This window comes from Anaerocolumna chitinilytica, from assembly GCF_014218355.1.
Lineage (GTDB): Bacteria > Bacillota > Clostridia > Lachnospirales > Lachnospiraceae > Anaerocolumna > Anaerocolumna chitinilytica.
Genome location: NZ_AP023368.1, coordinates 3,297,330 through 3,311,427, shown reverse-complemented (window position 1 = coordinate 3,311,427; position 14,098 = coordinate 3,297,330). Strand labels below are relative to the sequence as shown.

11 protein-coding genes are annotated in these 14,098 nt (G+C 38.6%); 7 read left to right on the top strand and 4 right to left on the bottom strand.

The annotated features are described in order from the left end of the window. Nucleotides 1-192 precede the first annotated feature (192 nt). The 5 genes from bsdcttw_RS14520 to bsdcttw_RS25405 all read left to right on the top strand — a co-directional run bounded on the left by bsdcttw_RS14520 (nucleotide 193) and on the right by bsdcttw_RS25405 (nucleotide 4,279). Nucleotides 193-1,293 (top strand): FIST signal transduction protein, encoded by a 1,101-nt coding sequence (locus bsdcttw_RS14520; RefSeq protein WP_185255569.1) that lies wholly within the window; start codon nucleotides 193-195, stop codon nucleotides 1,291-1,293. Nucleotides 1,294-1,303: 10 nt separating this feature from the next. Continuing rightward, nucleotides 1,304-2,272, top strand: coding sequence for a methyl-accepting chemotaxis protein (locus bsdcttw_RS14515; RefSeq protein ID WP_185255568.1), 969 nt, complete (start codon nucleotides 1,304-1,306; stop codon nucleotides 2,270-2,272). Between the two features lie 87 nt (nucleotides 2,273-2,359). Then, nucleotides 2,360-3,493, top strand: a complete 1,134-nt coding sequence (locus bsdcttw_RS14510; RefSeq protein ID WP_185255567.1) for a PQQ-dependent sugar dehydrogenase — start codon at nucleotides 2,360-2,362, stop codon at nucleotides 3,491-3,493. Nucleotides 3,494-3,630: 137 nt separating this feature from the next. Beyond that, entirely contained in the window at nucleotides 3,631-3,945 is a 315-nt protein-coding gene (locus bsdcttw_RS14505; protein WP_185255566.1) for a DUF3892 domain-containing protein, read from the top strand. A 220-nt stretch (nucleotides 3,946-4,165) separates the two neighbouring features. After that, nucleotides 4,166-4,279 carry a ferredoxin gene (locus bsdcttw_RS25405; RefSeq protein ID WP_334297347.1) on the top strand — a complete coding sequence of 38 codons (114 nt, stop codon included), beginning with the start codon at nucleotides 4,166-4,168 and terminating at the stop codon, nucleotides 4,277-4,279. 160 nt (nucleotides 4,280-4,439) lie between these two features. On the opposite strand, the gene bsdcttw_RS14495 is transcribed toward bsdcttw_RS25405, so the two are convergent. The 4 genes from bsdcttw_RS14495 to bsdcttw_RS14480 form a co-directional block, all read right to left on the bottom strand. Continuing rightward, a complete protein-coding gene (locus tag bsdcttw_RS14495; RefSeq protein ID WP_185255564.1) occupies nucleotides 4,440-5,648 on the bottom strand; it encodes a YibE/F family protein in 1,209 nt (402 codons plus the stop codon). Between the two features lie 116 nt (nucleotides 5,649-5,764). Then, entirely contained in the window at nucleotides 5,765-7,303 is a 1,539-nt protein-coding gene (locus tag bsdcttw_RS14490; protein ID WP_225903668.1) for an alkaline phosphatase, read from the bottom strand. Between the two features lie 315 nt (nucleotides 7,304-7,618). Further along, a complete protein-coding gene (uxaC, locus tag bsdcttw_RS14485) occupies nucleotides 7,619-9,019 on the bottom strand; it encodes a glucuronate isomerase (protein WP_185255562.1) in 1,401 nt (466 codons plus the stop codon). Nucleotides 9,020-9,056: 37 nt separating this feature from the next. After that, a complete protein-coding gene (locus bsdcttw_RS14480) occupies nucleotides 9,057-10,058 on the bottom strand; it encodes a LacI family DNA-binding transcriptional regulator (protein ID WP_185255561.1) in 1,002 nt (333 codons plus the stop codon). Nucleotides 10,059-10,442: 384 nt separating this feature from the next. Here bsdcttw_RS14480 and bsdcttw_RS14475 point away from each other — a divergent pair, with 384 nt between their 5' ends. Beyond that, nucleotides 10,443-11,459 (top strand): sugar kinase, encoded by a 1,017-nt coding sequence (locus bsdcttw_RS14475; RefSeq protein WP_185255560.1) that lies wholly within the window; start codon nucleotides 10,443-10,445, stop codon nucleotides 11,457-11,459. A gap of 281 nt (nucleotides 11,460-11,740) precedes the next feature. Beyond that, nucleotides 11,741-14,026: a hydratase gene (locus bsdcttw_RS14470; protein WP_185255559.1), complete on the top strand. Its 2,286-nt coding sequence runs from the start codon at nucleotides 11,741-11,743 to the stop codon at nucleotides 14,024-14,026. The last annotated feature ends 72 nt before the right edge of the window (nucleotides 14,027-14,098 follow it).

The window sequence follows — 14,098 nt, the reverse complement described above, 5'->3', positions numbered from 1 at the left end:
TGTTAATTTTTTCAACTGATTATTATACTATAAGACATTTATAAATACAATAAAAAAATGTAAAATGCGCGAATTGATAATATGTTAACAATACATTGCTTGTAAAAGATACCTTAATATGGTAGCATATCATAGATATAATGCAGGGATAAAACGGGCAGAAAGGATAAGGGACTTAACCTGGGTAGCATGATGGAGTACAGAATTGGAAGAAGCAGAAAGCAGCAAGAGGAACAGGCAGTCAAAGAAGCTACAGAAGGATTAGTAAATCCGAAACTAATCCTATTTTTTTCAGAGGCAGATAATTTTACAAAATATACGGTTGATATGAAGAACTTATTTCCCGACAGTCTTATAATTGGCTCTACCACCTTTGTTGGATTATGCAAGGAGGGAGCTTATAAGGATACGCTTATAGTTCTTGGTATTGAAGAAGGGATTGAATGTTACGGTGATGTGCTGGAAGAGGTTGACAGATATCCCCTAAAATATATTGATCGTATTGAAAATTGTGTAAAACAGTTTAAGAATACGCAGAATACGATTTGCTTTGAAGTATCTTCGGCATTGATAAGCAGTGAAGAATTAATCCTTTCAACGTTTAGTTCTGTGCTGGTGGACAAGGGAATTCCTTTATTCGGTGGTTCTGCCGGTGATCGTGGTAATGCTGAAAAGACCATGATATCCTTTAACGGAAAGGTAATGGAAAAAGCCTGTGCTTTTGTAATACTCAAAAATTTGGGCGGTGGAATCAAATTATACCGCGAAAACATATATAGACCAACTAAATGGCATTTTACTGCTACGAAAGTAGATATTAGAAATAGAATCGTATATGAATATAATGACCAGCCGGCAGCGCAGGTTATGGCAAAAGCTTTAAATACAGACATTAAGAACCTGCCGTCTTATCTGGACAGCTATCCGTTGGGAAGATTAATCGGCAATGAAATGTATATAACAGCCAACCAGGGAATTACAGATCATAACGGCATGGCATACCATGCAAGGGTATATAATAACTCCCATATGGTGTTACTGGAACCGGATGATTATAAGGAGGTACTTAGAAGGACCAGAGAACAGGTTAAGAGAGATATTCCCAACCCGTCCTTAACCATCATGATACATTGCCTTGCCAGATCCATTCTCTTTGAGAAAGATGGATATTTAAATGATTTTGCAAAAGAGATGGGAAATACTCTTGGCAATTATATTGGCTTCGCAGGGTATGGTGAACAATTGAATCAGCAGCATTTTAATCAGACTATGGTTCTGGCTGTATTCGAATAAGGGGGATGTTATGACACTATTTCAAAAGAAAAGTACGAAGATTCAAACTACAGGAATCATAGAGCAGGAAGCTGCTGCCTCTGAGATTGATTACGATAAATACATAAATTATGGTGTGCTGCATATTGAGAGAAAAGTAGAAGAATTCATGAAAGAGGAAGTGGAGGTATCCAGAAATCTTGGCTATATTAATTCCAGTTTTGCAGAGTTTGACAGTATTAATCAGACTATTGGAAAGGTAAATGCCGATTTCGAGGAATTTAGTAAGTATGCCAGCCAGATCAATGAAATTATGCAAAAGTCTGATAAAGCAGTTTGGGAAGCAGAAGATAAGATGAATGTACTGGCAGAACAGATTCAAGGAACCTGCGGGAAGTTAAATTCCATTACAGATACTTTTCTGCTCTTAAAAAAGGACTTTGACAGAATAAAGGATATGTCTAAAAGTATAACAGGGATAGCTAACAGTACGAATCTGCTGGCATTGAATGCATCCATAGAAGCAGCCAGAGCCGGGGAGGCCGGAAAAGGCTTCTCTGTGGTAGCAGACAGAATCAGAGAACTGTCCGCTTCCACCGCAGGTCTTGTAAAAGGTATCGATGAAAGTGTCAATTCCCTTTATCAGAGTATAGAAACCCTAAGTCGTGAGATTGATAATTCCAAAAGCTCAATAGAAGAGAATCTTTTATTTGCAGAAGATGCACGTCAGAATTTCAAACAAGTCTCTGAATGCACCGATGAGGTTAAGAACTTTAGTAAGCAGATTATAACCGGTATTGAAAATACCAGCAGAGATATTAACGGAACCGCTAAAGGTGTACATTCCATTGTTGGCTTGATAAGCTCCTTTGGCGATAAACTGGCAGAGCTGAATATTAAAATGAGCAAGAAATCCATTATCATATCTGAGATAATCGACTTCCTTCAGCAGCTGGAGAATATGCTCAAAGATTCATTACAGAGCAAAAAGCGTCTGTAATCTGTACAGTAACTTTTTACCGTATCAACCATAAAATGAATTAAGAATATATTTGGATACAATGGATCCGGATGGGAAATCAATAAAATGTTATATAATAATTCCCGTATCATTCAGAATATGGCAACTTGGTATAAAAGAAAAGATTATTTCATAGAAGGAATATCCTTTGCAGGTGAAAATGTTATAGAGCATCAGGAAGTGCTGAATGAAGACAACAATTTGCCTTATGCTATTGAAGTTGTTAGCGAAAATTTATTTGTCCCCTGGGCATTAGATATTGCTTCAGATGGGAGAATTTTCTTTAATGAGCGAAATGGAAATGTTCGGCTTATAGAAAATGGAATATTGGACATCTCACCGGTATACACCTTCCTCCCACCCTTTGAAGCACAGGGGGAAGGAGGGCTGCTAGGACTGGTATTAGATTTGAATTTTGATCATAATGGATATTTTTATGTTATGTATACGTATTTGGAGAATAACCAGTTCTATAACAGAATTGTTCGAATGCACTATGAAAAAGGAAATACGGTAGAAGATAAGATTTTATTGGATAAGATTCCCGGTGACAGGGTTCATAATGGAGGAAGGCTAAAGATTGGTCCGGATGGGAAACTCTACGCAACTACCGGGGATACCGGTAAGCCTGAATTGTCTCAGGATGTCAATAGTCTGGCAGGGAAGATATTAAGGCTGGAAGTAGATGGGAGCGTACCTTCTGACAATCCTTTTCCGAATTCCTATGTATACGCCTATGGGATTCGAAATGCGCAAGGTCTTGACTGGAACCGGAATAATGTATTGTATGCCTCAGGACATGGTGATGTTGGAGACGACGAAATCAATATTATCGTTCCTGGGGGGAATTATGGCTGGCCATTAAAACAGGGGGATTTTATCAAACCTGTGTATAACAGCGGAAAGGATTCAATTGCCCCGTCGGGTATTGCTTTTGCAAAAAGCGGGCCCTTTGAAGGAAAGCTGTTGGTAACAACCCTTCGAGGAACAGAATTATTGGTATTAACCTTCAATGAAAGCGGAGATCAGGTTTTACAAACTGATAGTTATCTGAAAAATGAATATGGAAGACTAAGAGAAGTTCACAGCGCACCTGATGGTTCTATCTATCTTGGTACCAGTAATCTGGATGGAAGGGGTCTGCCAAACCCGGGAGATGATAAAATCTTTCGGTTAGTACCTGTTTTACAAGAAAATTAATAGACAAAGACCTGAATGAATATGACGTGTCAGAAATGTTAAAACTAATCCCAATGCATATTACAAGCTTCTTGTAATACTGCTTATTAAGATAGGAATAAGGATATTTAAAATTCTTATTAGTTGGGAGGTTTTTGATGGAAAATGTAAATACAGAAAAAAGCAATATATCATCCATTTTACCAATGATGGCATTATCTGATATCCCTGAAAGTAAGCCGGATGCTAAAGAAATTGTTGCACTGGTTAAGGAAAGCGGAAAGGTAACAGGCTACAAGCTTTCCGATGGGCAGCTTCTTAGTAAAGAAGAAGGAGTTGAAGCGGCGAAACAGGGGGATATAAAAGGGGTAGGTGTTTCTTCAAGAAAAGGAAACGAATATTTAAAATCATTACCGGACGGTAATGAGAACAATAATCTTTCCAGTCTGCCTTCTGTGACAAATGAAGGATAAAATCAAAAAAATATGTATAGAAATGTAATTTTTAGCTATAATATCCATGTACAGAATTGACTCTGTTCGGTTAAACGAGTAAGATTATATTACTATACAATATAAGAAAGGTACCCTTCGAGAGAATGGTAAATGGGAATTTAATATGAAAGCAAGCGTTAGTCCAGATCTTTGCATAAGTTGTGAATTATGTACTAATCTATGTCCGGAAGTTTACTATATGGGTGATGATGGATTTGCTCATGGTATTGATGAGGATATTCCTTCTGATAAAGAGGCAGAGGCAGAAAATGCCAGAGACAGCTGTCCTACCAGTGCCATTGATATTGACTAATATCAATGGAATAGGACTCATTTATCGTCCATTCTGTAACTGGAACTAAAAGCGATTCATTCCATATGCTATAGTGCTATCTTGAGAATGAAGAAAGCTGCATTTTACAATGATTTGTAAAAGCAGCTTCTTTTTTTGTGAAAGATAAAATATAACCAGTTTAAATCTCAGAGGATACACTGGCGTTGTCAGAATATATTTCATTTGTTCGTCCTAAGGCTGTCTTTTCAGTTTTTCTGCCTGTTAAAAGGAGACTGCAGGTCAAGGCAGTAAAAGGCGCAACCAATACAAGACCGATACTTCCGATAAAAGTATCGAGAATTTCAGCTGATACATATTTATAGTTTAGAATATTAAATACAGGTGTCCCTTGCGCCATAAATACCATGAGAAGGGCAATATAACCGCCGGAGTACGCTAGAAGCAGAGTGGTTGTCATTGTACCCATAGCAGCTTTTCCTACATTCATGCCTGAAAGAAAAGCTTCCTTCCATCTCATCTCCGGTTTTTTGGAGATGACTTCGTTAATAGCAGAGGTAATATCAACGGCCAGATCCATTACAGCACCGGAGGAGCCGATAAAAATACTGGCCATAAAGATCTTTGTCAGATTCAAGTTGGCAAAACCGCTATAGAGAAGGCTTTCCGAATTTGGCATGATAGCTCCGTGTATTTTATAACTTGTGGTAAAAATTATACCAAGCAGGCAGGTGACAAGAATACCAAGTGAAGCTCCTGAGACTGCCGCCAGAGCTTTTTTATTAAAACCAAATACCAGCGACAGAATCAGGATAGTAAGGGATATATTTATAAGAATACCAAAGTATATCGGATTATATCCATTTAGATAAGAGGGAACTAATACCTTCCATATCATTAAAATACTGATAGCAAAGGAGATGAGCGAGCGAAATCCAGTCTCGCCGGCTACTGCTATTAATAGTATTGCAAAGGCTGCTGCCAGAATAACTTCTTTTTTTATTCGATAATGGTCAATGAGATTCACGGAAAGTATGTTAGAATCCTGGTAGCTGATAACAACTAAGACCTTGTCACCTTTTTCAAATATCTTATCATTTTCTAATGAGCCGTTTAATAGATTAAAGCCCTCTACCTGCTGACCTTTAAAGCGTCCTCCAAGGAGTTTCACCATACAGGTCTGCTCGCCGGAGCGGATAAGACCGGTATCAATAATATTCTTATTGTCTACAGAGAGAACCTTGGCTGAGGTGCGGTCAGCACCTTTATAGATAATAGCATCTTCATAGCCCGTGGGAAGAAGTAATAGTATGAATAAAACTGCCAGGGATACCAGTACGGGAAGATGATAAGGAAGATTTTTCTTAATTTTATATAAAAAGGGGTTCATATTAGCTCCTTTTGCTTACGCAATTTTAATTATTTACTAAAGAGTAAAGGATTGCAGAGATATCGTAAATAGAATTAGTCACTCAGCAATCCTTCATAAAAGTTAATGGACGGATATTACTTTACTTTTAAGAGACTTGCAAGATTATAATATATCTGGGTATTGTCGTAATAACCGTTAAAAAGGTCCGCGCCTTGCCCCTGTGCAAATACACCAACTGGAAGACCTGTATGGGCATAGCTGGTAAAACTGATACCGGATTTATTATTCAGAATATGTGTTATTGTAACAGTCAATGGTTCATAATTTCCGTACAGGATATATTCTTCCTGGCTTTTAGCGGTCTTTCCGTTGATAGTCATATCATAGGCCGCCTTCAATTTATTGTATTCGTAAGAAGTCAGTACCAGGTTGGGATAATCCTTTGCACTGGGATCTGAATCGGTTATCAGTCCAAAATTGTTCTTGATATCAGTTAGTACATCAGCAAAAGAGGTTTTGCTTTCCTTATATTTCTTGACATAAGCAGAATCGAATTTGGCATAAGAAAGCTTTTGATTGGAAAGGTTATCCAGGAAAGTATTGTATTCAGTGCCGGCGTAGCCGATGGTAAGACCACCGGTTTCATGATCTCCTGTTACAATAATAAGCGTCTCACTAGGATGTTCATTATAAAAAGCGATAGCCTCTGATACGGCATAATCCAATGCAATCGTATCTGAAATGGTTGAACCGGCATCGTTAGCATGACATGCCCAGTCAATCTTTCCGCCTTCTACCATCATAAAGAACCCTTTTTTGTTATAAAGAACATCGATACCTTTTCTTACATAATCTTTCAATGCCCATTCTCCGCTCGTGGTATCGTTGGAATAGGAGAGGGAATCACTGTCAGCCAGCGTTTCACCGATTATAATTGCTTTACCGTCAGCAGCTGTTAACTTAGCAGCTTCCTCCTGGGTTTTGATTACTTTATAGCCATTATCCTTTGCAAGGTCATACAGATTGCTTTGGGGGGAATCTTTCTTATCTCCGTTAGGATTTAAGAGAGCTCCGCCGGCAAAATAGTCAAATCCGCTGCGAATCATTTCCAAACCGATAGCATAGTAATTGCTTCTGGAAGATTGGTGGGCATAATAAGCAGCAGGAGTAGCATGATTTAAATTTACGGTTGAGATTATACCAATCTTGTACCCAAGCTGATTCTTTAACTTTTCAGAAATAGTCTCATAAGTGATTGTTTTCGTCTCATCCATATTGATGGTTCCGCTGTATGTTTTATGCCCTGTAGATAACGAGGTTGCTGTTGAAGCAGAATCCGGGCAGAAAGATGTGGAATCATAAGTAACGGCAGAACCTGCCACCGGGAACTTTGTAAAATTGAGATATTTGTTTCCGGTTAATATCTTCGAGGATTTGTTTTGTGAGGTAGCGCCAAGATAATCGCTGGCAGCTTGAATCTGAGGAAAACTCATGCCGTCGCCGATAAACATAAAAACATATTTAGGAGCCTTTAAAGTGACTGCCTGCGTTTCTTTTTTACTACCGGCAGCCGTACTTTTTATACTGTTAAAGTCATTGGTGAAGGCAAAGGACAAGAGGAAGATACCTGCTATTGTACAGGCGATAGCTTTCTTAATAGTTTTTTTCATCATTACTTTCATACTCCTTCTATTATTGCTTATAGTTTTAAGCTGCGAATCAAATCCTGACCGAATAACAGCCTGCATGCACGCCCGGTAGCCGGTATCGGCAGAATCTATATTTCATAAATAACATAAGGAAGAGAGTAAGACAATAGGATATGGAAAGAATTAACATAAGATTTACCCAATATTTAGAAATTTACATATAAGCTTTTAGATGGATGAAAGATTGATTGATCCTTATGAGGACCTGCTGTTTTAAGGCTGATTTGTTCCGCAGGGCCTCATAAGGATTTATGGTTGATTGAGATGAAATGACAACAATTAGAAATGAAAATAATCCTTTGTATTGTAATATGATATATCTTGAACTATCTTACCAAGGAGGTGGAAATCCATAGGGTATTCACCTTTTTCAACCCATTGTCCGATTAAATCACAGAGGATTCGCCTAAAATATTCATGCCTTGGATAAGAGAGAAAACTTCTGGAATCCGTCAGCATCCCGATAAAGTTAGCCAGCAGACCGGAAGTTGCAAGAGAGGTCATTTGTTCAGTGATACCATACTTATTATCGTTAAACCACCATGCGCTGCCATGCTGAAGCTTACTCTTAACTCCGCTCTCCTGAAAGCAGCCAATGACGGAATCGATAGCTGCATTATCCACTGGGTTTAAAGAATATATAATAGTCTTTGGCAGACCATCCATATCGTTTAAAGCATTAAGATAATCTGCTAGTTGGGAAGAGAAGCTTACATTACTGATGCAGTCAAAGCCGGTATCAGGACCGAGGAGCCGGAAGCTTTTTTGATTATTGTCCCGTTTTGGCCCGTAGTGAAGCTGCATTACCCAACCGGCTTCCTCATAGCTTTTACCTGCAAATAATAAAAATGCTGTCTTATATTTTAAGATTTCTTCTTCTGTTAATAAATCCTTACTTAATCTTTTCTTAAATATAGTTTCAATTTCATTTTTATCGGCGGGAAGATACATTACATATGGGAGGGAGTGGTCGCTTAGCCGGCATCCCAGAGCGGCAAAATATTCAATCCGCTTCTTTAATGCTCTGCAAAGAGATTCAAAGTCTGTAATTTTGACGTCACTAACCTCAGACAAAGCGGACAGGTACTCTAAAAAGTCAGGCTTTTCAAAATGAAGTGCTTTATCAGGGCGAAAAGTAGGATAGACCTTCACCGGGAAGGTTGAGTCTTCCTGAAGCTGTTTATGCCAGCATAAGGAATCAATTGGATCATCAGTTGTGCAGATGGCCTCAACTTTTGAAGAGTGCATAATATTTCTGGCACTGAACTCTTTCTGAGACAGCTTTTCGTTACATAATTCCCATACTTCGTCAGCTGTAGTTTCTGTTAAGGCTCCGTAATAGCCAAAGTACCTTTGAAGTTCCAAGTGACTGAAATGGTACACTGGATTACCAATGGCTTTTTGCAGGGTGTCCACCCATTTTCTGAATTTGTCATAATCTGAGGCATCACCGGTTATGTATTTTTCATCTACTCCATTAGCGCGCATCAACCGCCATTTGTAGTGGTCTCCGCCCAGCCATACCTGTGTGATATTGCCAAACAGCCGGTCCTCAGCAATTTCTCTGGGATTGATGTGGCAGTGATAATCAATAATCGGAAGGTCGGCCGCATAGTTGTGATAAAGAGCTTTTGCAGTCTCGGTGGTTAATAGAAAATCCTGATCCATAAATTTCTTCATTTTTTGCTCCTTTTCTAAATATACTCAATATATTTGTCTATTCTATTGTGGTTTTTCTAATAATCAGCTCACTAGAGAGGGTAATTACAGCGGGTACATTCTCTTTGTTTAATACTCTCATCAGGCTGGATACCGCAGTAATACATAAGGATTCCACATGATTATCAATAGAAGTTAACTCTGGCTCACAACTTTCTGCCAGAAGAGAATTATTATAGCCAATTACAGATAATTCCTCCGGTACCAAAATGCCCTCATCTCTGGCGTATTTTAGCGCGCCTATTGCCAGAATATCTTCAGCAGATATGACAGCCTGAAAAGTTATTCCCTTGATTTTTAAGGAATGCAGGTGATTTTTTGCTGCTGTAATATCAAGAGGGCACTGTTGTATTAAATCGCCTTGCAGTGTTAGTCCACAATCTTCATAAGCTTTTTGAAATCCTTTTAATTTATTCATACTGCTTAAGGATTTATTAGCATGAAGAAATAATATATTCCTCTTTTCCTGCTGTAGCAAAAGGGCTGTGGCTTGCCGAACTGCCTGCATTTCATCGCATAATATTCCGTAAATATCAGGTGTGTTAATATAACCGTTTATTATGATAAGAGGTATCTGTCTGGCAGCGGATTTTATATAGTCATTATTCTTATCCACAGCTTCCAGAAAGTTAGAGCCTATTACAATAACAGCATCGACCCGTTTCGATAACAGCAGCTTCATATAATTCTTTTTATCTCTTAACTCATATCCGGTGCAGCAGAGCAGGGAATCATAGCCGCACTTTCTAAGTTCTCTTTCCAGATAGTTGATTGCATTGGCATGAAACAGGTCGGCGGAATCGGTACACATAATACCAATGGTTTTCATAGTATCAAGGCCCAGACTTCTGGCAAAGGCATTTGGAGTATAATCTGAGTCTTCTATTACCTTTAGGACTTTGTTTCTTGTTGCTTCACTGACGGAAGGGCTGCCGTTTAGAACTCTTGAGATGGTAGCCGTTGATACTCCCGCTTTTTTTGAGATGTCATAAATATTCATAGACCTCCACATGTAAGTACTTACATTTTAGTATTTATTTATATTTATTATACTTCCATTGGATTTTTATATCAAGTATAAGAAATATCAATATTTATATTTTAGTTCGTTATAGAATTCAGAAGAGTAATATGGTAAGATATATAAGAAATCAATGTAACTGCTTACATTAATACGCTTTAATATACACATTTAAAATACACATATATAAAGCTCGTATGAACTTATCCAACCATAAGGATAAAAAATACAATAAAAATTTCAGTATTTAACTTGCTTTGATTAACAAAAAACGTTAGAATCAATGTTTAAGAATAGAATAATATGACAAATCCAAATTATTATATTAAAATAGGGAATTTTGAATTCAGGAAAGAGGTTATCATGGCTAAGATTGTTACAATGGGTGAAATCATGCTTCGTTTATCCACCCCGGGTTATCAAAAATTTATTCAGGCAGATAATTTTGAGGTGAATTATGGCGGTGGAGAGGCAAATGTCTGTGTGTCTCTTGCAAGATTCGGACATAAAACTTATTTTGTGTCCAAAGTCCCGGATAATCCCATCGGAGAATGTGCGGTAGCAGCTTTGAGAAAGCATGATGTGAATTGTGAATATATTATAAAGGGCGGAGAACGTCTGGGTATTTATTATCTGGAACCCGGAGCTTCCATGCGTCCTTCAAATGTGGTATATGACAGAGCACATTCCTCTATGTCGGAGGCTGCTATTGAGGAATTTGATTTTGATACAATCTTTAAGGGAGCAGACTGGTTTCATCTTAGCGGCATTACCCCTGCAATAAGCGATAAAGCTGCGGACTTAGCTCTGGCAGCATTACAAAAGGCCAGAGAACTGGGGGTCAAAGTGTCAATGGACTTTAATTACAGGGCGAAGCTTTGGTCTTATGAAAAAGCCGGAAAGGTTATGACAGAGCTGCTGCCTTATGTGGATGTGTGTATCGGCAGTAAGGAAGATGCCATATACATACTTGGAATGACTCCTAGTCAAAAGCCGGATGGAGCTTTAGCGGATGATGTAACTAAGGATATGTTTCAGCAGATGATTGAAAGATTTGGTTTTCAGTGTATGGCGGGCACCATGAGAGAAAGCTATTCAGCTTCTGATAACGGCTGGTCTGCGTGTATTTATGATGGAAAGGAATTCTATCATACCAGAAAGTATGATATGAGGATTGTTGACCGTGTAGGCGGCGGAGATTCTTTTGCAGCAGGCCTGATATGCGGACTGGTGGAAGGCAAAGGGATAAAAGAGGCATTGGATTTTGCTACGGCTGCTTCTGCCTTGAAGCATACCATACCAGGAGATGTGAACCTGGTAACCCGAAGTGAAGTAGAGCGTTTAATGAATGGAGATGCCTCAGGAAAGGTACAGCGGTAATAAAATTTGAGCTTTGACTCAGTGCATATATATTCATTTTAAACTTCTTAATACTCCAAGCACTCTAAAAAAAGGCAGATTAATGTAGTTTGCTGCTGTATTTAAAAACCGATAAAAGGAAAGATATAAAACATTTAAAATTAATCTTGATTATTCTCACCATAACTATTATGATAATGAGGTACCTAATAGCGTGCCTCATTTTTTGTGTTATTCATTATTATAGATTAAAATGTATAAATTCAACATTAATAATACAACAGCATAAAGGAGACGATAGGATGATTAAGCTTTATGAAAAAGGTGCCTATGTTTTACACGGCACAGAGGTTATAGACGAATTAGAAGCAACAAAGGAAATGCTTCAGGCTAAGACAGGAAAGGAATGTTCCAAGTCAGAGTTATCTGAAAATACGCTGGCTTACAGTATTTTAAAGGCACATAATACCTCGGGAAATATGGAGAAGTTAAAGGTTAAATTTGATAAATTGACTTCTCATGATATAACTTTCGTTGGAATTATTCAGACAGCCAGAGCCAGCGGTCTTGAGAAATTCCCTGTTCCCTATGTCCTGACAAATTGCCACAACAGCCTTTGTGCCGTAGGTGGTACCATAAATGAAGATGATCATATGTTTGGATTATCCTGTGCCAAAAAGTACGGTGGAATTTATGTTCCCCCACATCAGGCAGTTATACATCAATTTGCAAGAGAGGTGTTGGCAGAAGGTGGTAAGATGATCCTGGGTTCTGACAGTCATACACGTTACGGTGCTTTGGGAACCATGGCTATCGGAGAAGGCGGGCCGGAGCTTGTAAAACAGCTTTTAAATAAAACCTATGATATCAATATGCCGGGAGTAATTGGCGTTCATTTAACAGGAGAACCAAGAAAAGGTGTCGGTCCTCAGGATATAGCACTTGCAATAATCGGAGCAGTCTTTGAAAAGGGCTATGTTAATAATAAAGTAATGGAGTTTTTCGGAGAAGGTGTGTATAAATTATCCGTTGATTACCGTATAGGAATCGATGTTATGACCACAGAAACTACCTGCCTTTCTTCCATCTGGGTTACGGACAATAAGGTAAAAGAATTTTATGAGATACATAAGAGACCGGAAGCTTATAAAGAACTCACTTTAGAGGAAGCAGTTTACTATGACGGAATGATAGAAGTAGATTTGGGAGATATCAAACCAATGATTGCGATGCCTTTTCATCCCAGCAATGTTTATACCATTGATGAGCTGAATGAAAATCTTTATGATGTTCTTTCGGAAGTAGAAAAGAAAGCGGCTGTCAGCCTTGATAATAAGATTAAATATAGTTTGCAGGATAAGGTTCGCAACAACAGATTATATGTTGATCAGGGAGTAATCGCCGGCTGTGCGGGAGGCGGATTTGAGAATATCTGTGATGCAGCTGATATTCTAAAAGGAAAATATATCGGAGCTGATGACTTCTCCTTAAGCGTATATCCTGCCAGTCAGCCTATCTTTATGGAACTTGTAAAGAATGGTCTGGTAGCAGATTTAATGGAAACCGGTGCAACGATAAGAACGGCTTTCTGCGGTCCTTGTTTTGGAGCGGGAGATGTACCTTCCAATAACGGGTTTAGCATCAGACATACTACCAGAAATTTCCCTAACAGAGAGGGATCCAAGATTACAAGCGGACAGATTGCATCCGTGGCACTTATGGATGCAAGATCCATTGCAGCCACCGCAGCAAGCCAGGGATATTTGACCTCATCGGAGAATATTGATACTGAATTTTTAAAGCCGAAGTATTTCTATGACAGTAAGATTTATGATAACCGCGTATATAATGGTATAGGAAAGCCCATACCTGAGACAGAGATAAAGTTTGGACCGGGAATTGTTGATTGGCCGGCAATGTCAGGACTAACGGATAATATGCTGTTAAAAGTGGTATCTGTTATAATGGATCCGGTAACAACTACGGATGAACTGATACCCTCCGGCGAAACCTCCTCTTACCGTTCGAATCCTTTAGGTCTTGCAGAATTCACTCTTTCCAGGAAGGATCCGGCTTATGTAGGAAGTGCCAAAGAAATACAGCTTGGTGAGAAGGCTCGTACCAAGGGAGAAGATATTTTTGCTGCAGTGGGCGAGCTGAAAGAAGTGTATGAAACTATTCAGAAGGTCTTTCCGGTTGAGCCCTCAGAGACGGAGATTGGCAGTGTAATCTATGCGGTTAAGCCCGGGGACGGCTCTGCCAGAGAACAGGCAGCCAGCTGCCAGAAGGTACTTGGCGGACTTGCCAATATCGCAAAAGAATATGCTACCAAGAGATACCGCTCTAATCTGATTAATTGGGGAATGCTACCCTTTCTGTTAAAGGAGGAGGTTCCTTTTGAAAAAGGTGATTATCTCTTTATAAAAGATATTAAAAAAGCAATTTCAGAGAAACATAGTGAAATCAAAGCCTATATTGTAGGAAAAGGCATGAAAGAGATTACGCTTATGTTAGGTGAATTGACGGATGACGAAAGAGAAATTATAGATAAAGGTTGTTTAATTAATTATTACCGCAATGAAAAATAAATAAAAAAATATTGTTTACAATAAAGGAAAATGATTACCCAATGTATTTAATGGGTAATCATTTTGTTGTAT

Excerpts from the sequence above, each read along its gene's own strand:
- bsdcttw_RS14480 (WP_185255561.1), bottom strand. The coding sequence starts at position 10,058 with ATGAATATTTATGACATCTCAAAAAAAGCGGGAGTATCAACGGCTACC.
- bsdcttw_RS14520 (WP_185255569.1), top strand. The coding sequence starts at position 193 with ATGGAGTACAGAATTGGAAGAAGCAGAAAGCAGCAAGAGGAACAGGCA.
- bsdcttw_RS14490 (WP_225903668.1), bottom strand. The coding sequence starts at position 7,303 with ATGATGAAAAAAACTATTAAGAAAGCTATCGCCTGTACAATAGCAGGT.
- bsdcttw_RS14510 (WP_185255567.1), top strand. The coding sequence starts at position 2,360 with ATGTTATATAATAATTCCCGTATCATTCAGAATATGGCAACTTGGTAT.
- bsdcttw_RS14505 (WP_185255566.1), top strand. The coding sequence starts at position 3,631 with ATGGAAAATGTAAATACAGAAAAAAGCAATATATCATCCATTTTACCA.
- bsdcttw_RS14475 (WP_185255560.1), top strand. The coding sequence starts at position 10,443 with ATGGCTAAGATTGTTACAATGGGTGAAATCATGCTTCGTTTATCCACC.
- bsdcttw_RS14515 (WP_185255568.1), top strand. The coding sequence starts at position 1,304 with ATGACACTATTTCAAAAGAAAAGTACGAAGATTCAAACTACAGGAATC.
- bsdcttw_RS14495 (WP_185255564.1), bottom strand. The coding sequence starts at position 5,648 with ATGAACCCCTTTTTATATAAAATTAAGAAAAATCTTCCTTATCATCTT.
- bsdcttw_RS14470 (WP_185255559.1), top strand. The coding sequence starts at position 11,741 with ATGATTAAGCTTTATGAAAAAGGTGCCTATGTTTTACACGGCACAGAG.
- uxaC (WP_185255562.1), bottom strand. The coding sequence starts at position 9,019 with ATGAAGAAATTTATGGATCAGGATTTTCTATTAACCACCGAGACTGCA.
- bsdcttw_RS25405 (WP_334297347.1), top strand. The coding sequence starts at position 4,166 with ATGGGTGATGATGGATTTGCTCATGGTATTGATGAGGATATTCCTTCT.